This is a genomic window from Pseudomonas sp. ES3-33 (assembly GCF_000952175.1).
GTDB classification, from domain to species: Bacteria; Pseudomonadota; Gammaproteobacteria; order Pseudomonadales; family Pseudomonadaceae; genus Aquipseudomonas; species Aquipseudomonas gregormendelii.
Window position 1 is genome coordinate 197,253 of record NZ_JZRI01000044.1, and the last position, 20,159, is coordinate 217,411.

The following is a 20,159-nucleotide window of genomic DNA, read 5'->3' on the forward strand; positions in this document are numbered from 1 at the left end:
CCCCCAAGAAATACCGGGTAATCCCATGGCGGATATCATTGAGCAGTCGCGCAGCAAGATCATCGTGCAGTTGGACTAGATCAAATGAGAGCTACTCTCAAAGTGCGCCCCTGAAACAGCGGGCGCCCTGTTGACTGCTTACTGGCCGAAGCGGCGAGCGGCTTCCGGGCCGAAGTCCCTGGGACTGAAACCGGGTTTGTTCAACAGGTAACCGTTGCGCTGCTCGTTGATCAGGTTGAACGCCAGGTAGCTGCCAGCATTGAGGTCGTAGTACAGGCCGACGCCCGCCTGCTGGGCCTGGCTCTCGTAGGCATAAAAGTAGTTGACCATCGAGGTGCGCCATAACTCGCCACGGTTGTCGTAGTTGTCGGCGAGCATCGGAAACCAGGTGTCTTCGTCGACATACAACTTGCGTTTGCCATACAGGTGGCGATAGCCAGGTTTGAGCGTGCCTTCCAGTTCCCAGACCCTGTGACGCTCATAACGCATGGCATCGGGATTGATGTGTCCGGGAGTCAACAGGCTGGCGTAGGTGAGCTTGGCGTCGTGCAGACGATAGGTGTTGTACGGAATGTACATTTCCCGTTTGCCAACGATCTTCCAGTCGTAGCGCTGGCCGGACCCGTTGAACAGGCGCACTTCATCCACAGTGATCGAGCCGCCACTGCCGGGGAATGACATGTCGAAACCATAACCCGGCGATTGACGCACGCGCCGGGTGCCTGGATCGTAACGCCAGGCCTGGCGCGGTTCGGTTTTGTCGTTCCAGAATTCGGTGCCGGTGTTGATCTCACCCTTGTCCCGTTGCGGTAGCAGAGTTTCGTTGAGATAGAACGACGAGTTGCCGTTGGTATCGCCGATCTTGCCGGGTTCCAATGATGGAGCCAGGTTGCGCGAATGCACCCTGCCCCAGTTGATATTGCCGTCCTTGAGCACGTAGGCGTTATCGGAGGTGTACTCTTCGGTCCAGGCCCGCAAGGTGAAGGTCGAGGCATTTTTCAACAGCTCCAGCCCGCTGCGCGGCACCGGGAATGGTGTGCCGCCGGTCTTGCCGACGACCCCTTCGCCGTCATCGACCAGACGCGCCACGCTGGCGTTTTCCCGAGTGGCCTGGCATACCGAGTCACTGACGCGAAAATCCCTGTGCGAGGGATACACCGGCATTTTGTAGGTGGCCGGGTACAATTTGAACAGGGCTTTTTGCCCGTCAGACAGGGAGTCACTGTATTGCGCGATGTTCTGCGCGGTGATCACAAACAACGGTTTTTCGTCCGGGTACGGATCCACGGGGTGGTGCCCCGTACCTTTGAAATCAACATGGGGCGGCGCGCCCAGCCACTTGCCACTGTACGCCGGGATACTGCCATCGGCATTGCCGGCCTGTTCCGCGCCCAGGCACGTCAAGTCTTTGCCAAGGCGCGGGATGTCCTCCGGTGCTGCGTTCGCGGTGCCGATGGCACAGCATCCAAATAACAACGTCAAGGCCCAGCCAGGGGACTTATTACTGCCGGTCATTTTTATTCTCCTTGGGTTCGACAACGGTTGCCCAGTATCGACAGGCAAGGAAACCGAGAGCATCGTCCGCACGGACTAACGCATTTTGGCCTGGCCCCAAGTCACACCCGAGACCCGGCCGGCTGGGGCGCACCCAGCGCTACCACGCTATTGAGCATGATCCGCACCAGCTCGGTCTGGCGTCGGACACCCGTCTTGGAAAATATCGAACGCAGGTGCGCGCGTGCGGTATTGCGCCGGATATTCAGAATTTCCGAGGCGTCCTCAAGCGACAGGCCGTTGGCCAATTCCAGGGCGAGCGCGGTTTCTGCCGGGGTCAGGTTGTACAGCTGCGAAGTCAGCACCGTGCTCACCAGCGATTTGCTCACCGCGTCCCGCACATACACCACCACTGTGGGTTTACCGTGGCCTTCGAGCAGTTCCCGTGAAGGAATCAGTTCCACCACTACGCCGAGGCTGACCTGTCCCGAAGGACGGGAAATCGACGTCGCCTCGGCCACCTGCACGCCCCTGGCGGCGCCTTGCCTGGCACGCTGGAAGGCATTGCGCACCAGGCGCGCCAACTCCCGATTGTCACTGGGATAGGTAGCCTCCAGTCGACCTCCCACCACTTTAAGGCCGTCCTGACTGTCAAGGATTTCCCTGGCCACGGGGTTGAGTTGCACTACGCAGCCGTTCTCGTCGAGCACGAAGGTCGCCACTGCGAGGCGGCTGATCGTTTGCGAATACAGGCTGCCCAGAGACTCACTGCGGTCCAGCAGCGAATACATGTGCAAGGCCCGACGCAAATGGGGCAGCAACATGGCGCACAAGGCCCGCTCGGTCTCACTGAATTGCGGGTGGCCCTGTGGTCGATTGATCCGGAAACGCACGATGCCGCCATCCGGCATGCGTATATCCGCACCCAGCATGTGGTAACAATCGTAAGGTTGGCAGTACAGCAGGTAAAACGCCGAACTGGCCCATTCGGCATCGCTCATCAGCTCATCGATGGTGAATACCGTGTCGGTGGGCAAACCCTCGAACAGGGTAGATTTCGCGTAGTAGGCGTAATGGTTGATGCCGCCCTGGCCCAATTCGACATCACCGGCAACCACCATCGGTGACAGCAGCGGCTCATCCTGAACCCGCAGGATCAAGGTCACGAAATTAGCCTTGAACAGCGCGCGTATGTCGCGCAACGAGTCACTCAAGGAGGCCGTGTTCATCGACGAATCGTAGATGTTGCCAATGATCCGTTCGTACTCGGCCAACTCCAGGCCCATTTGCGCGAGGACCTGTGCATTGGGCATACAACTTTGCATATCCATTCCCCAGCAACGGGCCCGACCTGCGGGCCCCCATGGCTTTAATCGAATGTGCGGCCGCGTCCCGCTCGCTTCACGGCAGTTCGAACAGGCCGGCGGCGCCCATTCCGCCACCGATGCACATGGCAATCACCACATAACGCGCACCGCGCCGCCGCCCTTCGAGCAAGGCATGGCCCACCATCCGCGCGCCGGACATACCGAATGGGTGACCGATGGCAATCGCCCCGCCGTTGACGTTCAGGCGCTCTGCCGGGATCTGCAGCGCGTCGCGACAATGCAACACCTGGCAGGCAAAAGCCTCGTTGATCTCCCACAGGCCAATATCCCTCACCCCCAAGCCGAAACGCTTGAGCAGCTTGGGTATGGCGATCACCGGACCGATGCCCATTTCCTCGGGTGCGCATCCACCCACGGCAATGCCACGGTAGATGCCCAAAGGCGTCAATCCGCGACGCTTGGCCTCGGTACGACTCATCAACAGACTGGCCGCAGCACCGTCCGAGAACTGCGAGGCGTTGCCGGCGGTGACGAACGTCCCCTGCTCGATCCATTTACCGTCCTTCCACACCGGCTTCAGGTTTGCCAGGTCTTCAAGGCGCGTACTCGGTCGGTTGCACTCGTCACGCAGAACCTGCACACGCTCATGACCATTGGGCTGGCCATCAGCGGCGAACAGCAGCTTGTCCACGCTCAGGCCGACGATTTCCTCATCAAAGAGCCCGTCCCGTTGAGCAGCAGCCGTGCGCAGCTGGCTTTGCAATGAATACTCATCCTGGGCGGCGCGACTGATGCCATAACGACGGGAGACGATCTCGGCGGTTTCAATCATCGGGATGTAGGCGCTGGGCATCACTTGCAGCACCGCTTCGGATTGGGCGCGGAAGCTGTTTTTGTGTTTGGTCTGGGTCAGCGACAAGGACTCTACGCCGCCGCCAATGGCAATCTTCATCTCGCCACTCATTATGCTCTTGGCAGCTACGCCGATACTCATCAGCCCCGAGGCGCACATGCGGTCCAGCGCCATCCCCGGCACACTGTCCGGCAAGCCACCGGTGTAGGCACAGAGCCGACCGATGTTATAGGCCTGGGTGCCCTGTTGAACCGCCGCACCCATGATCACATCTTCTACGTCCCCAGGCTCAATGCCGGCACGTTCGACCACCGCGCGTACCACATGCCCACCCAGCACTGGCGCCTCGGTATCGTTGAACGATCCACGAAACGATTTGGCCAGCGCTGTACGGGCGGTGGCGACGATGACGACTTCATTCAGGTCCATGGAAACTCACTCGCAAATTGGGTTGAAGGTATAGCGGCTGATGGTGTCGATTACGCAGCCCGGGCGCGCCTGGCCTTCGACTTCCACGGTGATGCGCACCACCAGTTGCACGGCGTCGCCCACTGGCTCGGCGCGGATAATCTGGCCGCTGCCGCGCACCCGCGAACCGACCTTGACCGGGGCCGGGAAGCGCACCCGATCGCTCCCGTAGTTGACGCCCATGGTCATGTTTGAAAGGGTCAACAACTGCGGCATGAACAGGTTGGCCAGGGACTGGGTCAGGTAGCCGTGCGCAATGCAGGTGCCGAACGGCCCGTTGGCGGCGCGTATCGGATCGACATGAATCCACTGGTGGTCACCCGTGGCCTCGGCGAACAGATCGATGCGTTCCTGGTTGATGGTCAGCCAGGCGGTGTGGCCCAGGTCCAGGCCTTCGGCCGCAAGCAGAGCCTGGGCGCTGCTGAAAAGGTGACTCATGAGCGTGCCCTCAAGCTTGTTGTGAACTGACTGACAGCACTTCACCGACCATGTAGGAGGCGTAGTCGCTGGCCAGGAACATCATCACGTTGGCCACCTCCCATACTTCGGCGGCGCGACCGAACGCTTCGCGCCCTGCCAGGCTGGCGAGCAATTGTTCGCTGGAGGCTTTCTTGAGAAAATCGTGCAGGGCAATCGACGGCGATACCGCATTGATGCGCACGCCAAACTCAGCGGCTTCCAGTGCGCTGCAGCGGGTCAGGGCCATTACGCCGGCCTTGGCCGCAGCGTAATGGGCCTGTTCCTTTTGGGCCCGCCAACCGAGCACCGAGGCGTTATTGACGATGGCTCCTGCGCCGCGGCGCTGCATGTGCGGCAACATCGCCCGAGTCATGCGAAAGGTGCCCGTCAATGTCACGTCCAGCACCCGCAACCACTCTTCATCGCTCATCTCTACCACACGCTTCTGGCCACCCAGCCCCGCATTGTTGATCAGCACATCGACCCCGCCCAGAGCCTCTTCAGCCGCCGCCACCAAGGCCTGGACTTCGTCTTCTATCGTGACATTGCACAGCTGGCCGTAGATCGCCTGCAGGCCGGTCTCGCCCTTGAGGCGCGCTACCGCCTCTTCCAGGCGCCGCGGGTGAACGTCGGAAATCATCAGCGCCCGACAACCTTCCTCGGCACTGCGTCGGGCCGCTGAGTAACCGATACCGGCACCGGCCGCGGCGGTGATCAATACCGACTTGCCGGCCAGTAATTGGTGACCGGGAACATAAGGGGGAGCTTGTTTCACAGCGTCTACCTCCGAAGAAATCAATACGCTGCAGTTTTACGGAGCGGGCCAAGCGAGCACATCGTCAAAATGGGGTATGAAGGTCGAGAACGTTGACGTGAACAAAGGGTCGGGGCTTCAGCTGCCCCAGACGTTCTGTGCCTTGGGCGCTTCAGCGAGAATCGAGTCCACGGCCGCACCAATCTCTTCGACCTGCCACAACGCGCCTTTATCGCGGGTGACGCCCGTGCGCCAGCCGTCTCCCAGGGAGATCCGCCCGCCCTGGCTTTCGAAGACCTGGCCGCTGACATGAGCCGACGCCGGGCTGCCAAGCCACACCACCAGCGGCGCGACATTTTCCGGTGCCCAGGCATCGAAGCTGTCGTCCTCAGGCTTTTTCACCACGTCGGGCATGGCACTCTCGGTCATCGAGGTACGTGCCGCCGGGGCCAACGCGTTGGCGGTGACACCGTAGCGCGCCAGCTCCGCCGCTTGCACCAGGGTCAGCGAAGCAATGCCGCCCTTGGCCGCCGAATAATTGGACTGTCCCACCGAGCCTTGCAGGCCGGCGCCGGAGCTGGTGTTGATGATCCGGGCGTCGACCGGTTTGCCGGCCTTGGCAAGGTCGCGCCAGCGCCGACCGAGAATGTTGGCCAGGCAGTAATGACCCTTGAGGTGGACGCGCATGACCATGTCCCAGTCTTCTTCACTGAGGCTGATGAACATGCGGTCGCGCAAGACGCCAGCGTTATTGATCAGCACATGTACTTCACCAAACGCGGCCAACGCCGCATCGACGATGCGCTGCGCAGTGGCCAGCGTGGTGATGTCGTCGCTGCTGGCAATGGCCTGGCCGCCGCTCGCGCGAATTTCACCTGCCACATCTTCTGCGGCATTGGCGCGAATATCGTTGACCACGACATTGGCCCCTTGCGCGGCGAACGCCAGGGCATAGGCGCGACCGAGCCCGCCTCCGGCCCCGGTGATGATCACGGTGCGGTCTGCACAAATAGCCATGTTTAACTCCTCTGGATTTGGGTGGACACGCAGCCGAAGCGGCGGCCCACGTAAAAGAATTACAGCCGTTCGATGATGGTCACGTTGGCCTGGCCGCCGCCTTCACACATGGTTTGCAAGCCATAGCGCCCACCGCTGCATTCCAGTTCGTTGAGCAGCGTGGTCATCAGCCTTGCTCCGGTTGCGCCCAGCGGGTGCCCCAAGGCAATTGCCCCGCCATTGACATTGGTGCGTGCCGGGTCGTAATCCAGCTCTTTGGCCCAGGCCATGACCACAGAGGCAAAGGCCTCGTTGATCTCTACCCGGTCGATGTCAGCCATGCTCAGCCCGCTTTTGGCCAAAGCCCGGCGTGTCGCCGCAATCGGTGCAGTGAGATGCCAGATTGGATCGTCACCCAGCACCGTCAGGTGATGAATCCGCGCCCGTGGCGTCAAGTCGTAGCGTTTGAGTGCCGCCTCCGACACCACCAAAAGCGCAGCTGAGGCGTCGCAGGTCTGGCTGGACACGGCGGCGGTGATCGATGGGTACTGAGGGTCCACCGGCTGCAGTTCAGCCATCTTTACCAGGCTGCTGTGCCGCGGGGTTTCATCCACCGCGAGGCCCTGGCACGCGACGATTTCCCGAGCAAATCGCCCGTTGGCAATGGCCGCCAATGCGCGTTCGTGACTTTGCAGGGCAAAGGCTTCCATTTGCTCGCGACTGATCTGCCAATGATCGGCAATCCGTTGCGCGGCGTAGAACTGGTTCACCGGTTGCTGACCAAAGCGCGCACGCCAGCCAACGCTGCCCGAGAATGGATCGGCAAAGCCCAGGGGCTGGCCGGCCAGCATCGCGGAGGAAATCGGGATTTGGGTCATGGTTTGCACGCCGCCCACCGCGACCACATCCTGGGTGCCGCTCATCACCGCCTGCGCGGCAAAATGCAGCGCCTGTTGCGATGAACCGCATTGGCGATCCACGGTGGTGCCGGGGACCGTCATTGGCAGGCCTGCGGCCAGCCAGCTGGTGCGCGCTATATCGCCGGCCTGGGAGCCGATGGTGTCGACGCACCCGAATATCACGTCGTCGTAGTCTTGCGCGGGGATCACGTTACGCTCCACCAGTGCCTTGAGCACATGGGCGCCCAGGTCAATCGCGTGGATCTCGCTCAACGAGCCCTTGCGCTTGCCGGTGGGGCTGCGCAGTGCATCAACAATGTAAGCCTGTGCCATGACTCATTCCTCGAAAGTGTGTCCAGGCCCCAGGCCAGTAGTGTCGGCGAACAAGTAGTCGCTGACGCGGTTTTTGTGAAAGCCGCGGTCGCCCCAGGATGCATCCAGGGCCCAGGCGCGCTTCATGAACATCTGCAAATCGACTTCCCAGGTGTATCCCATTGCGCCGTGAACCTGGATGCCTTTGCGGGCAGCGATCCAGCTCGCCTCATTCGCCGCGAGGCGGGCCTGGGAGACCCATACGCCCGCGTTGACGTCGCACCGGGCCAGGGCATGTGCGGCGCGGTACAGCACGGGTTTGGCCTGTTCGATGTAACGGGCGACATCGGCCAGGTGATGCTTGACTGCCTGGAAGCTGCCGATCGGCTTGCCGAACTGTTTACGCTGGGCCACGTAGTCCACGGACAGGTCCAGCATGCGTTGCGCCAATCCCAGCAGTTGCCCGGCCACCGACAGCGCGCCACGGTCCAGCAGACGGTCCTGCAAAGCACGCCCCTGCTCGCCACTGGCCACACAGGTCGCCGGCGTTGGGATCCACTTCACCTCACCCAGGCGGCGCGAAGCGTCGATGCTCGGATGGTTTTCTACCTCAACCTGAGAGCGAGGCACCACGTGGATCTCATCGCCATGGGTGAGCAGCAGTACTTCTGCCAATTGCGCATCGCTGACCAGCAAATTGACCGGATGACTGATCGCCATGCGCAAGCTCCCATCGGCGATCCGGGGCAGCAGTTCGGCGCGGGCCGGGTGGCCTGCGGGCAGGCCGGCAAGTAAGCCACTGGCAACATAAGCGGTGTCGGCCAATGAATCGGGAATGGCGTAGTAACCCAGTTCCTGGGTCATCAGTGCCCAGGTCACATCATCCATGCCCAGGCCGCCTTCGGCCTCGGGCACTGACAAGGCAGTCAGGCCCTGGCCGGCGATCTTGTTGCGCAGGTCCCGCGAGCGGCCGGCATCGGTTTCCCAGATTTCCCGAAGCATTTCCGGGGCGGCTTCGGTCATCAGGAAACGACTGATGGCCTCGTGAAACGCCAACTGGTCATCGTTAAAAGTGAAGTCCATGGCGGTTCCTTATTTCGGCAAGCCGAGCATGCGCTCGGCAATGATGTTGCGCTGGATTTCGTTGGTGCCGGCGTAGATCGGCCCCGACTGGGCGAACAGGAAACCCTCCAGCCAGCCGGCCGCATCGCCGGCCTGGGAGGCCTTGCCCACCAGCTCGCCGCGCCCACCGAGAATGCGCATGGCAGTCTCGTGCATCTTCAGATCCAGCTCTGACCAGATGATTTTGTTGATGCTCGACTCAGCGCCGATCTGCTCGCCTCGGCTCAGGCGGCCCACGGTGTGATAGGCCGACAGCGCGTAGGCTTCAGCGCCCATCCAGGTCTCCAGCACGGCATCGCGCAGGCTTGGGTCGCGGTCGGCGCTGGCGCGGTGTGCCTTGTACAGGGCCACGAGCTTGCGTGCCGTGGCCTGGAAGCGCGCCGGTGAGCGCAGCAACAGGCCGCGCTCGAAACCGGCGGTGGCCATTGCCACGTGCCAGCCCTGCCCCTCGGTACCGATACGGTTAGCCACCGGCACCCGCACGTCATCGAAAAACACCTCGGCGAAGGCGTCCTTGCCGTTGAGCGCCTTGATCGGGCGAATGCTCACTCCCGGTGCGTCCAGCGGCACCATGATGAACGAAAGCCCGTGGTGCCGGCTCGATCCTGGCTCGCTGCGGAACAGCCCGAACAGCCAGTCGGCGTAGGTCGCCCGGGTTGACCAGGTTTTCTGCCCATTGATCACGTAGTGGTCACCGTCGATCAGGGCCTTGCTGGTGATTGCCGCCATGTCGGACCCCGCGTTGGGCTCCGACCAGCCTTGCGCCCACATGTCCAGGCTGGCGGCCATACGCGGCAGGAAACGCTGCTTCTGCTCCGGCGTGCCGAATTCCATCAGGGTCGGCCCCAGCAACAGCTGGCCGTTCTGATTGACACGCATGGGGGCTCCGGCGCCGTAATACTCTTCCTCGAAGATCAGCCACTCGATCAGGTCGCTACCGCGTCCGCCCAGATCGGCTGGCCACATCACCATCGACCAGCGGCTCTCGAACAGCTTGGCCTCCCACGAGCGGTGCTGTTCAAAACCTTCGCGAGTGTCGTAGCTGGCCAGCGGCTCGCGTGGCAGGTTGGCTGCCAGCCAGGCCCGCACTTCGGCGCGGAAAGCGATTTGCTTGGGGGTGTAAGTCAGGTCCATGGCGTTTATCTCAGAACTTGGCGTCGCGTTTTTCAACGAAGGCCCGGCGCGTTTCCGCGGAGTCCGGGCTGCTATAGGCCTGCATGGTGAAGCCCTGTTCCCAGCGGTATTTGTCTTCCAGGTTGCCGTCTTCAATACCGTTCAAGGCTTCCTTGGCGATGCGGATCATGCCCGGGCTTTTTTCGGCAATTTTCGTCGCAATGCCCAGGGCGGTTTCGCGTAATTGATCCTTGCTGACAATCCGCTCGATGAAGCCGTATTGCAGCGCTTCGGGGGCGCTGATGCTGTCGCCGGTGAAAAACAGGTAACGGACTTTTTGCACCGGGAACAGGCGCTGCAGATGTGCACCGCCGCCCATGGCACCGCGGTCGACTTCCGGCAGGGCAAAGGTCGCGCAGTCGGAGGCGACAACAATGTCCGCCGCACCGGTGATACCAATGCCGCCGCCCAGGACAAAACCATGGACCGCGACAATCACCGGCACCGGGTTGCGATGCACGGCCTTGAAGGTGGCGTAGTTACCGGCATTGACCTCGACGATCCGCTCCGGGTACTTGTCCAGCTCCTTGATGTCGACTCCGGCGCAAAAGCCCCGGCCCTCGGCGCGAATCACGATCACCCGCACTTCGGGATTAGCCCCAAGGGCTTCGATGTGCTGCGCCAGGGCCTGCCACTCCTGGCTGTCGAGGGCGTTGACCGGGGGCTTGGCGATCACCAGTTCAGCGATGCCCTGATTGAGTTGTGTGCTAAATGCCTGGGTCACAGGTGTTCTCCGATACTGGCGGGACGATTCGATGGGAGGTGCTGGCTGCGTGCCAGGAGCGTATCCAGGCAGTGCTGTGCCTCACCGGCGATGCCTTCGATCACCTCGCGGCAACTGAGCAATTCACCAATCGCAGCGGCGACCTGTCCACTGGGCAGGATGCCCTCGTCCGGTGCGCCATCGACCATGGAGCGCTGCAACAGCACCGGCTGGTTGGCAGCCATCACCACCTGCGACAGCTGCGATGGGTCTTCGCGTAGTGCACGGACGAACACCGAGGCCATGTGCGCCAGGCTCATGCCGGTTTGCTGCTTCCACTGCCACGCACTGCCCAGGGCGATGCGCAGGCGACCGAAGGGGCCCGCTTGTTCGAGGTGATTGATGAAGCGGTTTTCGATCATTCGGTGGCGCATGCCATCGACCGCAGTGGTCACACGCACCTGCTGCGGATCCTTGACCTTCAGGTAGCGCTCTAGTGTCGCGGCCGGAGTCGGCGATTCGCGGGTCATGAGAAACCGTGTGCCCATGGCGATTCCCGCGCCACCGGCAGCCAGGACCGAAGCCAGCCCACGGCCAGTGGCGAACCCACCCGCCGCGATCACCGGCACCCTGACCGCCGCCAGTACCTGGGGCAGCAGGATCGAACTGGGTACGCCGCCGGTATGGCCGCCGCCCTCGCCGCCCTGGACAGTGATCAGGTCGGCGCCCAGCTCCACGGCCTTGAGCGCATGCTTCAAGGCGCCCACGGTGGGAATACACAGCACCTTGGCCGCCTTGAAGCGAGCGATGGTCTGTTTGTCCGGACCACGCCCGTAGCTCACGGCGCGCAAGCGGTACTGAATCGCCAGGTCGACACACTGCGCAGCGTTGTCCTGGAACATATGGAAATTGAGCCCAAAATTGCTGCCGCCGGTGGCATCGATTACCTTGCGGATTTCGCCTTCCAGCTCATCAGCCGGGATGGTCGCCCCGGCCAGGAAACCGAAGCCCCCGGCCTGAGTCGTGGCGATCACCAGGTTGGCATCAGCGACCCAGCCCATGGCGGTCTGCACGATCGGGTAACGGCACCCGAGGGCTTCGGTCAGCGGTGTTTCCAACCAGCGGTTCATTGGTTTTCGTCCTCGGCCTGCTTGTTGGCGCGGGCCATCCCCTTGGCATCGAAACCGCCCAGTTTGTCGCCGGACAGCAACTCGTTATGGGCATGGGCAAAGTGGTGCCAGGCAAATACCGCATCCATCGCCGTGCGTTTACCTTGCAGGTCTTCGACGTGGTTGACCGCCTGTTTGGTCAGGGCCAGGCCCATGCGTGGCTGGCGGGCGATGCCTGCGGCCAGGGCGTAGGTCGCCTGTTCAAGCTCTTCACGCGGCACCAGGCGATTGACCATGCCCACTTGCCAGGCCCTTGTGGCGCTCATGCGGTCACCAGTGAAGAGAAATTCCTTGGCGATACGCGGATTCATTTCGTAGGGGTGAGCAAAATACTCCACCCCTGGAATGCCCATACGCACCACCGGGTCCTGGAAAAATGCGTCGTCGCTGGCAACGATCAAATCGCAGACCCAGGCCAGCATCAGCCCACCTGCTACGCACGCGCCCTGGACCATGGCGATGGTTGGCTTGGGCAGTTCGCGCCAGCGCCGGCACATGCCCAGGTACACTTCCTGCTCGCGGGCATACAGTTGCTCGCCACCGGGTTTGTTGGTGTGGTCCCACCACAGGTGCGCGCGCTCGAACGGTTTGTCGATATCCCGGCCGGGCGAGCCGATATCGTGGCCTGCGGAAAAGTGTTTGCCGTTGCCGCGCAGGACGATGACCTTGACGCTGTCGTCGTTCACCGCCTGGCGAAAGCAGGCATCCAGGGCATAAGTCATCTGCGAGTTTTGCGCGTTGTTGAAGGTCGGCCGATTCAGCGTCAGCGTGGCGATACCCTCGGCCACGCTGTACAGCACCGGGGTGTCCGTCTCGTAAACGGCGTTGTCCTGGCGGACGATGAATTCACTGTCGCTGCTGTGCATGGTCGTGTCCTTGCCTCAGGCCGTACGGATGCCGGGCGGATTGCCCTTGATCGCCGTGGCGCGGTAATCGTGGGGGTCGAGTCGACGGATCACGGCCAACTGCTCAGGGGTGGGATGCACGGTTTCGTGCAACTGCGCCGACTTGAGCAACGGGAAGCCGGTGTTCTCCTGGACCTGATCGAAACTCACGCCGGGGTGCAGCGAGCGGACCTGCACTGCACGCTGCGGTCCATTGAAATCCAACACGCACAAGTCGCTGACTACGCAGTCAATGTCCATCAAGTCGCGACGCGCACCTTCGGGCCAGCGCTCGGCCTTGAAGCCCACGCCGGAGACCATGTCGACTTCGCCGCTGACGAACACCCGGGTGTTATGACTGGGTACGAAGAACGAATTCAGGTGGTTGATGCTGTTACCTGGCAAGCCGCGCACGCCGAGGATCGCGGTCTTGGGCTTTTGATAGTCGCCGACGCAGGACAGGTTGGTCTGGCCCCAGCGGTCGATCTGGGTCGGCCCGATCATCGCGTGGCGGCGGCCACCCCACACGCATTCGAAAACCCGCTCGAACGACATGTAACCCGAGTACCGTGGCACGTAGTCACCTCTTGGGCCCAGCGGGATCGGTTCTTCTACCAGAAACGCCTCGCTGTCGGTCATCAGCAGCTCGGGGCTGTGAGTCAGTTTGGCCAGGCTCGCGCCCAGGCGCGGAATCACGCCAAGGCCAGAGGCAATCACCTCGCCATTACCGCGCCAGGCCTCGGAGGCCGCGACGATCATCAGTTCAGCGAGGGTAAAATCACAGGTTGCAGACATGGTCGCTAATCCTCAGAACACGGGAAGGGGCAAGACGCCCATGGAATCGGCACCGCCGTTCTGTGCCTGATAAGCCAGCTCGCCACCGGCAATGTAGGTCTGCACATAGTCCTGCCAGCCGTTCTCCGCCTGGCTGCTGGCGACATAACCCTTGAGGTGTTTGATGTCCCATCCGTAATCAGGTGCGCACAGCGTCGGGTGCGCACCCAGAGGTGCATGCACCACACCGCTCACCAGGTAACGTTCAAAGGTGTTAAAACGGGCTTGATCGGCGCTCAGCTCCAAGCGCTCTTCCAAGCGTTCGCACGACACGAAACACTGCTTGGCAGCGCGGGCGAACAGGTGATCGAAATACGGGTCCGGACCTGTCACCAGGCAGTTACCCAAGCGGTCGGCGACATTGACGTGCAGGAACGCCACGTCGAGGTTGAGCGCCGGCATCGCCAGCAACACCTCGCCATCGGCATAGGGCGACTGGATCGTTTTAAGCTGCGAATTCAAGCGCGTGACATCGGTGGCCAGGCCGCAGCGGGTCGGCAGGAATGGCAAGCGCATGCCAGCGGCGCGCAGCCCCCACTGGAACATACCTTCGTCCAGCTCCATCAGTTCCAGCTCGCCAGCCTCGCGAGCTTTGCGGTAGTAGGGTTCCAGCGGGATGGCATCGAGGGTAGCGAAGCCGAACACCAGCTTCTTGACCTTGCCGGCAGCGCAAAGCATGCCCACTTCCGGGCCGCCATAGGCAACCACCGTGAGATCCTTGACCGGTGAGCGCAGGATCTCGCGCACGATAGCCATCGGCTTGCGCCGCGGGCCCCAGCCACCGAAACCGATGGTCATGCCATCGCGTAATTGAGCGACCGCATCGGCCGCTGTCAGTTGTTTGTTCATCAGGATCATTCCTTACTGATGGCCGACCGAAAAGTCGTGCCCCCAAATGCTCACACGGGTGAACTCGAACGCCGAATGCTCGGCCCAGTCGACTTGCAAACCGCCAAAGCCGTACTCCAGATCAAAACCGGACGGCGTCTTCATGTAGAAACTGGTCATGCGATCGTTGAGGTGCTGGCCTAGGGTCGCGGACAGGGACACGTCATGGGCGTGCAGACGATCGTGCGCCCGGCCGACCTCGGTCATCGAATCGACCTCGACCATCACATGCACGCAACCTGACGGCACCGGGTACTCGGCGAGTGCCAGGCTGTGGTGGCGGGCGTTTTGACAATGCAGAAAGTGAATGCGAACCGCCGGCACCGATGGGTCGGGACGAAAGTTGAAAATATCCGAGAGCTCAAAACCCAGCACATCCTTGGCGAACGCCAGGGTGGCGTCGAAGTTTGGTGCTGGCAGCACGGTATGACCCAGGCCCATGTCGCCGGTGATGAACCGCGGCACCCCTTGGGGCGACACAAACGGCAGGCAATCGGAGCGATGACCCCAGCCCAGCTCATGACAGTTGCCCGACGGGTCGGTGACCTTGATCAGCGCCTGTACACCGCGCTGCTCGACCTCGATCGCAGAGCCCGGCTGCCATTCGATGCCGGCGGCGCTCAGGTGCTCGAGTGCAGACTTGAAGGCCGACTCGTTGGCCAACTCCCATCCGGAAGCCAGATAACGCGCCTCGCTCCCTTCGACGATCAGCATACGAAACGGACGCTCGTCCATCTTCACGTACAGGCCACCACCTGGGGCCGCCTGCACTTGCATGCCCAGCACGTCTTCGGCGTAACGCTGCCAATGACTGAGGTTTTCGATCTGCGAGACGAAATAGCTCAAACCGCGAATGTCGATCATGCCTTGGTCCTCGTTGGCTGAATGGGCTTTCGTGGTTGGCATTGTGCAAAGCGCCGCCCAAGGCTTCATCGTCCGTTGAGACTAAGCAGAGCTCGGCACAACGACGCGCAGCGGGTCAGTACTAGTCCGTTTTAGTGATTCGAACACCTCCCTCAACGCCACAGACTCGCGCATCCATTCGCATTGCAGAGACCGCCCCATGGAGTTCGCTTTTACCGAAGAACACCTGATGATTCGCGATAGCGCCGAGCGTTTCCTCGCCCAGGCCAGCGACTCGCATGCCGTGCGCGCCGCCATGAACCGGCCTGACGCTCATGATCCCGAGGTCTGGCAACGGATCGGCCAGGAACTGTACTGGCCGGCGCTGATGGTGCCGGAACGCTTTGGCGGCATGGGCCTGGGCTTTGTAGAGCTGGCCATTCTGCTGGAACAAAGCGGTCGCTATCTGCTGGGTTCGCCGCTGTTCGCCACTGCCTGCCTGGCCACCCCGGCACTGCTGCTGGGGCACAACGAACCCGTAAAGGAGCACTGGCTGGGGGCGATTGCCGCCGGTGAAACACGTGCCACCCTGGCCTTCGCCAGCCTTCCGGGACTGGAGCCTGGCAGTGTGCAAGCCGTGGCCGCAACGCGCCCTGGAGGTTGGACCCTTGACGGCCACTACGCACAGGTCATCGACGGCGCCTGCGCCGACCTGCTGATCGTCGCCGCTCGCGCCCCAGGCACTCAGGGCGAACGAGGCATCAGCCTGTTCGTCTTGCCTGGCAATACGCCTGGCGTCGTACGTACCCCCCTGGCAACCCTGGACCAGACCCGTCGCCTTGCCCGCATTGAACTGCATGAAGTGCAGGTCAGCGAGTCACAACAACTGTGCGGTCCAGACCAAGGCTGGGCGGTGCTGCGTAGCACCCTGCTGATTGCCACTGCCGGCCTTGCCGCCGAACAAACCGGGGGCGCGCAGCAGGCCCTGGACCTGACCCTGGCCTACATTGCTGAACGCCGGCAATTCAAGCGCACTATCGCCAGCTTTCAGGCAATCAAGCACCGCTGTGCCGACATGATGCTGCAAGTCGAGTGCGCCCGGTCGGCAGCCTACTATGCCGCCTGCGTGGCCCAGGAATGCCTGGCCCCCCAAGGCGATGCCGCCGTGGCCCAGGAGCTTGAGCAGGCCGCCGCCACGGCAAAAATCCATGCCAGCGAGGCGTTTTTCAACTGCGCCGCCGAGTCGATCCAGCTGCATGGCGGCGTCGGGTTCACCTGGGAATACGACCCACACCTGTATTTCAAACGAGCCCGCGCCAGCGAGCACCTGCTAGGCAGCCCGGCGTTGCACCGCGAGCGCCTGGCCAAGCACCTGTTGGGAGAACAACCATGAGAATCGGATTCAGTCGTGCAGACGAAATGTTCCGTGAAGAAGTTTCCCGGTGGCTGGCCGAGCACCTGAGCGGGGAATTTGCCCCACTGCGCTTTCGCGGCGGTCCGGGGGATGAACACAGCTTTCCTGAGGAGCGCAAGGCCTGGGAGCGCCGGCTTGCCGCAGGTGCCTGGATCGGCGTCGGCTGGGCCAGGGAGCACGGCGGACGAGGACTTTCCATCAGCCAGCAGGTGATCTTCCATGAGGAGTATGCCCGCGCCGGTGGCCCCGGGCGCATGGGGCATATCGGCGAAGGCCTGGTCGGCCCGACACTCGCCGCCTTCGGTACCCCGGCGCAGCAAAAGCGCTTGCTGCCCGGGATCCTCGAGGGCCGCCAATTCTGGTGCCAGGGCTATTCGGAACCCGGAGCCGGTTCGGACCTTGCCAACGTACAGACCCGGGCGAAACTGGATGCCACGGGTGAACACTGGCTGATCAGCGGGCAGAAGGTCTGGACCTCCCTGGCCCACGAAGCCGATTGGTGTTTCGTGCTGGCGCGCACCGAGGCTAGCAGCCAAGGGCATCACGGCTTGTCATTCCTGTTGGTGCCGATGGCCCAGGACAGCATCCGCGTACAACCGATCCAGCAACTGACCGGCACCAGTGAATTCAACGAGGTGTTCTTCGACCAGGCCATCACGAATGCCGATAACCTGATCGGACAACCAGGCGATGGCTGGAAGATCGCCATGGCGCTCCTGGGTTTTGAGCGCGGCGTATCCACCCTGGGTCAGCAGATGCAGTTTCACAACGAACTCGATGAGATCATCCGCATCGCCCGCGCCAACGGCGCCGCACGCGACCCGCTGCTGCGTCAGCGCATCGCTCAGGCCTGGAGCGGGCTCAAGGTATTGCGCTACAACTCTTTGCGCATGCTCTCAGGCCCTCAAGACGGTAGCCTCAGTCGCGAAGCGATGATCTACAAACTGGCCTGGTCCACCTGGCACAGCGACCTGGGCAAACTGGCGATGGACGTACTGGGCGATGACGGGGAAATCCTCGACGGCGCGCCTTACCAGCTCAGTCGCCTGCAGTCGCTGTTCCTGTTTACCCGCTCCGACACCATCTATGGCGGCAGCAATGAGATTCAGCGCAACGTGATTGCCGAACGGGCATTGGGCATGCCACGTGAACCACGAGGCCCTCATTAACAACAGCGCCTGAAAAGATTGATGCTTACGTGAGATGCAGACACAGCAAGGGGGAGCAAGCTCCCCCTTCTGATTTCACTGGTAACGCTCCCTGCGTGGGAACGATCGGCCCTTCAGCGCACACGAATCCTGGGGTCATCGGCCCCGCGACGCAGCGCTTTGAGAAAGCCTTCCAGCGGTGCCGGCTCGGCGATCTGCGGCAAGGCGTCCTTGTCCGGGCGCTGTGTCCAGAAATCCTCCCAGGAAGGGAAAAGTTCGTGGAAGGAGCCGGCGTACGGTTCGCGCCCGGGCCAGCGCATTTTCAAACCGCCGATGGGTGGTTTGTTCAGGTCGGTCGCATACCAGTAGCATGGCAAGCGGCGACGGAAACACCAGCGCCCGTCGATTCGCTCATAGTCGTCCCAGTACAGCATCTGCATGATGACCCACTCGGGACCGGTCTCATGTTCGTTCTTCGAATACACCACGCCGGTGGCGTGATCGGCATCGCTGAACTCAATGATGTGTTGGCCCAAGTGATGTGAAGTGCCGTGAAATTGCTTGCGCATGGTTTCGTCCAGCCACACCTTCAGGTGCGCCCGGCCGCTCTTGTCGCGCCCCACGCGCACGTCCGGGGCGAAGCAGTTGGCCATGGCATCCATATCACGCATGTCCAGCGCCAGGGCATATTTGCCGGCCAGTTGGCGAATCGCGTCCAGCGACTCCAGTCGATCGATGCGCGCAAGCAATGCGCTCGAGTCCTGGCTCATCAGTCGAGCACCGTGTACAGGTCCGAACCGCGCCCGCCGTCGACCGCCAGGCTGGCGCCGGTGACGTACGAAGCCTCGTCGCTGGCCAGAAACAGAATCGCGTTGGCCAGCTCCACCGGCAGGCCGACCCGTTTCATCGGGATCACTTTTTCAGTGTTGGTACGGGTCTTGGCGTCACCCAGCATGCCGGCTGTGGCCGGGGTATCGACCACGCCCGGGATAATCACGTTGCAGCGAATGTTGTGCGGTGCGCCTTCGCTGGCCGCCGCACGGCTGAAGTTGATGACCGCCGCCTTGGCCGCGGAGTAGCCGGCCATCCAGGCGGTGCCGAACAGGCCGCAGATAGACGCGATATTGACGATCGAACCACCGCCCTGCTCTTTCATCAACTGCATCGCGGTACGGGTGCCCCAGAAGGTGCCGTCCACGGTGGTCGCAAAGTTGGCGTGCCAGTCTGCGGTGGTCATTGTGTCGATACCACCCCACGTGTAAGCCATGGCGTTGTTGACCAGAATGTCCAGACGCCCGTGTCGTTGTGCAGTCGCTTGAAGCGCGTCGACGTAGGCCTGCTCATTGCTGACATCGGCCACGGCGATGTCGGCCTGCCCACCCTGGGCCAGGATTTTCTCCTGCACACCTTGCAACGGTTCGATGCGACGACCGCACAACACCACAGTGGCGCCTTCTTCGGCGAATCGCAGCGCGGTGGCTTCGCCAATGCCGGAACCGGCGCCGGTAACGAAGGCGATTTTTCCTTGTAAACGCTTGCTCATGAGTGTCTCCCTGATTAGATAAAGGCCATGCCACCGTTGACGGCGATGTTCTGCCCGGTCATGAAGCTGGCGTCTTCGCTGGCCAGGAACACCGCGACCCTGGCGATCTCGTCGGTTTCGCACATGCGGCCCAGGGGCACGTTTTTCAGCAGCGCCTGCATGTAGTCATCGGGGATGCCCGCCATCATTGGGGTGTTGGTGGGGCCCGGCACCAGGGTGTTGACGCGTATGCCACTGGCTGCCAGTTCACGGGCAATTGAGCGGGTCAGGCCCATCACGCCGGCTTTCGAGGCACAGTAGTGGCTTGGGCCATCACCGGTCAGCGCGGCAGTGCTGGAGAGGTTGATGATTGCGCCCTTGCGGCCACCCTTGACCATCAGCCTGGCGCCTTCACGGCAGCACAGGAAGGTTCCACCCAGGTTGACCCCGATCACGCGCGCCCAGCTCTCGTCCGGGGTATCGAGGAAGCTGTCCAGCGCGCCCACGCCGGCATTATTGACCAGGATGTCGAGGCCGCCAAAGTGCTGCTCCGCCTGGCCCATGGCGTCCGCCACGGACGCACCGTCACCGACGTTACAGGCCAGGGCCAGTACCTGGTCACCCAGATCCGCCAGGCTCTCGGCCAGGGCCGCCTGATTGAGGTCCACGGCCACCACCTTGGCGCCTTCGGCGACAAAACCACGCACGATGGCCTGGCCCATGCCCTGGGCGGCACCGGTCACGAACGCCACTTTGTTGAGTAACTTCATAGCAATCTCCGAATGTGCAAATACGCTGCGGCCCGCTGCCCTTGCAATGGAGCCGTCCCCTGCATGATTAGCGGTAAGCGCCTGGGCATACATCGTCCGATGGGACTAGCGCCTGAGTGGTCTGAA

General features: G+C 62.2%; 20 protein-coding genes. 2 read left to right on the forward strand and 18 right to left on the reverse strand.

Translation table 11 applies throughout. The annotated features are described in order from the left end of the window. Nucleotides 1–138: 138 nt before the first annotated feature. The 15 genes from UB23_RS06525 to UB23_RS06595 form a co-directional block, all read right to left on the reverse strand. A complete protein-coding gene (locus UB23_RS06525; protein ID WP_152644247.1) occupies nucleotides 139–1,515 on the reverse strand; it encodes a DUF1329 domain-containing protein in 1,377 nt (458 codons plus the stop codon). A gap of 101 nt (nucleotides 1,516–1,616) precedes the next feature. Then, entirely contained in the window at nucleotides 1,617–2,819 is a 1,203-nt protein-coding gene (locus UB23_RS06530; protein ID WP_045058504.1) for a helix-turn-helix transcriptional regulator, read from the reverse strand. Nucleotides 2,820–2,895: 76 nt separating this feature from the next. Then, a complete protein-coding gene (locus UB23_RS06535) occupies nucleotides 2,896–4,104 on the reverse strand; it encodes an acetyl-CoA C-acyltransferase (protein ID WP_082069140.1) in 1,209 nt (402 codons plus the stop codon). Between the two features lie 6 nt (nucleotides 4,105–4,110). Continuing rightward, the gene (locus UB23_RS06540) at nucleotides 4,111–4,581 is read right to left on the reverse strand and encodes a MaoC family dehydratase (protein WP_045058505.1); all 471 of its coding nucleotides are present in this window, start codon (nucleotides 4,579–4,581) and stop codon (nucleotides 4,111–4,113) included. Between the two features lie 10 nt (nucleotides 4,582–4,591). Beyond that, complete coding sequence (locus UB23_RS06545; RefSeq protein WP_152644248.1) at nucleotides 4,592–5,377, reverse strand: SDR family oxidoreductase; 786 nt, start codon at nucleotides 5,375–5,377, stop codon at nucleotides 4,592–4,594. 117 nt (nucleotides 5,378–5,494) lie between these two features. Continuing rightward, nucleotides 5,495–6,373, reverse strand: a complete 879-nt coding sequence (locus UB23_RS06550; protein ID WP_045058507.1) for an SDR family oxidoreductase — start codon at nucleotides 6,371–6,373, stop codon at nucleotides 5,495–5,497. A gap of 59 nt (nucleotides 6,374–6,432) precedes the next feature. Further along, nucleotides 6,433–7,584: an acetyl-CoA C-acetyltransferase gene (locus tag UB23_RS06555; RefSeq protein ID WP_045058508.1), complete on the reverse strand. Its 1,152-nt coding sequence runs from the start codon at nucleotides 7,582–7,584 to the stop codon at nucleotides 6,433–6,435. Nucleotides 7,585–7,587: 3 nt separating this feature from the next. Then, nucleotides 7,588–8,646 carry an acyl-CoA dehydrogenase family protein gene (locus tag UB23_RS06560; protein WP_045058509.1) on the reverse strand — a complete coding sequence of 353 codons (1,059 nt, stop codon included), beginning with the start codon at nucleotides 8,644–8,646 and terminating at the stop codon, nucleotides 7,588–7,590. A gap of 9 nt (nucleotides 8,647–8,655) precedes the next feature. Next, nucleotides 8,656–9,819, reverse strand: a complete 1,164-nt coding sequence (locus tag UB23_RS06565; RefSeq protein ID WP_045058510.1) for an acyl-CoA dehydrogenase family protein — start codon at nucleotides 9,817–9,819, stop codon at nucleotides 8,656–8,658. Nucleotides 9,820–9,829: 10 nt separating this feature from the next. Further along, nucleotides 9,830–10,582, reverse strand: coding sequence for an enoyl-CoA hydratase family protein (locus UB23_RS06570; protein ID WP_045058511.1), 753 nt, complete (start codon nucleotides 10,580–10,582; stop codon nucleotides 9,830–9,832). After that, nucleotides 10,579–11,691 (reverse strand): NAD(P)H-dependent flavin oxidoreductase, encoded by a 1,113-nt coding sequence (locus tag UB23_RS06575; protein ID WP_045058512.1) that lies wholly within the window; start codon nucleotides 11,689–11,691, stop codon nucleotides 10,579–10,581. Before UB23_RS06575 ends, UB23_RS06570 begins: the two co-directional genes overlap by 4 nt. Continuing rightward, nucleotides 11,688–12,596, reverse strand: coding sequence for an enoyl-CoA hydratase (locus UB23_RS06580; RefSeq protein ID WP_045058513.1), 909 nt, complete (start codon nucleotides 12,594–12,596; stop codon nucleotides 11,688–11,690). Before UB23_RS06580 ends, UB23_RS06575 begins: the two co-directional genes overlap by 4 nt. Nucleotides 12,597–12,611: 15 nt before the next feature. Next, complete coding sequence (locus UB23_RS06585; RefSeq protein ID WP_045058514.1) at nucleotides 12,612–13,409, reverse strand: CoA-transferase subunit beta; 798 nt, start codon at nucleotides 13,407–13,409, stop codon at nucleotides 12,612–12,614. 12 nt (nucleotides 13,410–13,421) lie between these two features. Then, on the reverse strand, nucleotides 13,422–14,297 hold the full coding sequence (locus tag UB23_RS06590) for a CoA transferase subunit A (RefSeq protein ID WP_045058515.1): 876 nt from the start codon (nucleotides 14,295–14,297) through the stop codon (nucleotides 13,422–13,424). Nucleotides 14,298–14,309: 12 nt separating this feature from the next. Continuing rightward, a complete protein-coding gene (locus UB23_RS06595; RefSeq protein WP_045058516.1) occupies nucleotides 14,310–15,200 on the reverse strand; it encodes a VOC family protein in 891 nt (296 codons plus the stop codon). Between the two features lie 199 nt (nucleotides 15,201–15,399). On the opposite strand from UB23_RS06595, the gene UB23_RS06600 reads away from it, so the two are divergent. Next, nucleotides 15,400–16,572 (forward strand): acyl-CoA dehydrogenase family protein, encoded by a 1,173-nt coding sequence (locus UB23_RS06600; RefSeq protein ID WP_045058517.1) that lies wholly within the window; start codon nucleotides 15,400–15,402, stop codon nucleotides 16,570–16,572. After that, complete coding sequence (locus UB23_RS06605; RefSeq protein WP_045058518.1) at nucleotides 16,569–17,762, forward strand: acyl-CoA dehydrogenase family protein; 1,194 nt, start codon at nucleotides 16,569–16,571, stop codon at nucleotides 17,760–17,762. Before UB23_RS06600 ends, UB23_RS06605 begins: the two co-directional genes overlap by 4 nt. Nucleotides 17,763–17,875: 113 nt before the next feature. Here UB23_RS06605 and UB23_RS06610 read toward each other — a convergent pair whose 3' ends face one another. The 3 genes from UB23_RS06610 to UB23_RS06620 are packed head-to-tail and all read right to left on the reverse strand — an operon-like array spanning nucleotide 17,876 to nucleotide 20,033. Continuing rightward, the gene (locus UB23_RS06610) at nucleotides 17,876–18,511 is read right to left on the reverse strand and encodes a nuclear transport factor 2 family protein (RefSeq protein ID WP_045058519.1); all 636 of its coding nucleotides are present in this window, start codon (nucleotides 18,509–18,511) and stop codon (nucleotides 17,876–17,878) included. Further along, the gene (locus tag UB23_RS06615) at nucleotides 18,511–19,284 is read right to left on the reverse strand and encodes an SDR family NAD(P)-dependent oxidoreductase (RefSeq protein WP_045058520.1); all 774 of its coding nucleotides are present in this window, start codon (nucleotides 19,282–19,284) and stop codon (nucleotides 18,511–18,513) included. Before UB23_RS06615 ends, UB23_RS06610 begins: the two co-directional genes overlap by 1 nt. A 14-nt stretch (nucleotides 19,285–19,298) precedes the next feature. Continuing rightward, on the reverse strand, nucleotides 19,299–20,033 hold the full coding sequence (locus tag UB23_RS06620; RefSeq protein WP_045058521.1) for an SDR family NAD(P)-dependent oxidoreductase: 735 nt from the start codon (nucleotides 20,031–20,033) through the stop codon (nucleotides 19,299–19,301). Between the last annotated feature and the right edge of the window lie 126 nt (nucleotides 20,034–20,159).

Bases quoted from the DNA above. Each gene is read 5' to 3' on its own strand.
- UB23_RS06525 (WP_152644247.1), bottom strand. From the start codon at position 1,515: ATGACCGGCAGTAATAAGTCCCCTGGCTGGGCCTTGACGTTGTTATTT.
- UB23_RS06530 (WP_045058504.1), bottom strand. From the start codon at position 2,819: ATGCAAAGTTGTATGCCCAATGCACAGGTCCTCGCGCAAATGGGCCTG.
- UB23_RS06535 (WP_082069140.1), bottom strand. From the start codon at position 4,104: ATGGACCTGAATGAAGTCGTCATCGTCGCCACCGCCCGTACAGCGCTG.
- UB23_RS06540 (WP_045058505.1), bottom strand. From the start codon at position 4,581: ATGAGTCACCTTTTCAGCAGCGCCCAGGCTCTGCTTGCGGCCGAAGGC.
- UB23_RS06550 (WP_045058507.1), bottom strand. From the start codon at position 6,373: ATGGCTATTTGTGCAGACCGCACCGTGATCATCACCGGGGCCGGAGGC.
- UB23_RS06555 (WP_045058508.1), bottom strand. From the start codon at position 7,584: ATGGCACAGGCTTACATTGTTGATGCACTGCGCAGCCCCACCGGCAAG.
- UB23_RS06560 (WP_045058509.1), bottom strand. From the start codon at position 8,646: ATGGACTTCACTTTTAACGATGACCAGTTGGCGTTTCACGAGGCCATC.
- UB23_RS06565 (WP_045058510.1), bottom strand. From the start codon at position 9,819: ATGGACCTGACTTACACCCCCAAGCAAATCGCTTTCCGCGCCGAAGTG.
- UB23_RS06575 (WP_045058512.1), bottom strand. From the start codon at position 11,691: ATGAACCGCTGGTTGGAAACACCGCTGACCGAAGCCCTCGGGTGCCGT.
- UB23_RS06580 (WP_045058513.1), bottom strand. From the start codon at position 12,596: ATGCACAGCAGCGACAGTGAATTCATCGTCCGCCAGGACAACGCCGTT.
- UB23_RS06585 (WP_045058514.1), bottom strand. From the start codon at position 13,409: ATGTCTGCAACCTGTGATTTTACCCTCGCTGAACTGATGATCGTCGCG.
- UB23_RS06590 (WP_045058515.1), bottom strand. From the start codon at position 14,297: ATGAACAAACAACTGACAGCGGCCGATGCGGTCGCTCAATTACGCGAT.
- UB23_RS06595 (WP_045058516.1), bottom strand. From the start codon at position 15,200: ATGATCGACATTCGCGGTTTGAGCTATTTCGTCTCGCAGATCGAAAAC.
- UB23_RS06600 (WP_045058517.1), top strand. From the start codon at position 15,400: ATGGAGTTCGCTTTTACCGAAGAACACCTGATGATTCGCGATAGCGCC.
- UB23_RS06605 (WP_045058518.1), top strand. From the start codon at position 16,569: ATGAGAATCGGATTCAGTCGTGCAGACGAAATGTTCCGTGAAGAAGTT.
- UB23_RS06610 (WP_045058519.1), bottom strand. From the start codon at position 18,511: ATGAGCCAGGACTCGAGCGCATTGCTTGCGCGCATCGATCGACTGGAG.
- UB23_RS06615 (WP_045058520.1), bottom strand. From the start codon at position 19,284: ATGAGCAAGCGTTTACAAGGAAAAATCGCCTTCGTTACCGGCGCCGGT.
- UB23_RS06620 (WP_045058521.1), bottom strand. From the start codon at position 20,033: ATGAAGTTACTCAACAAAGTGGCGTTCGTGACCGGTGCCGCCCAGGGC.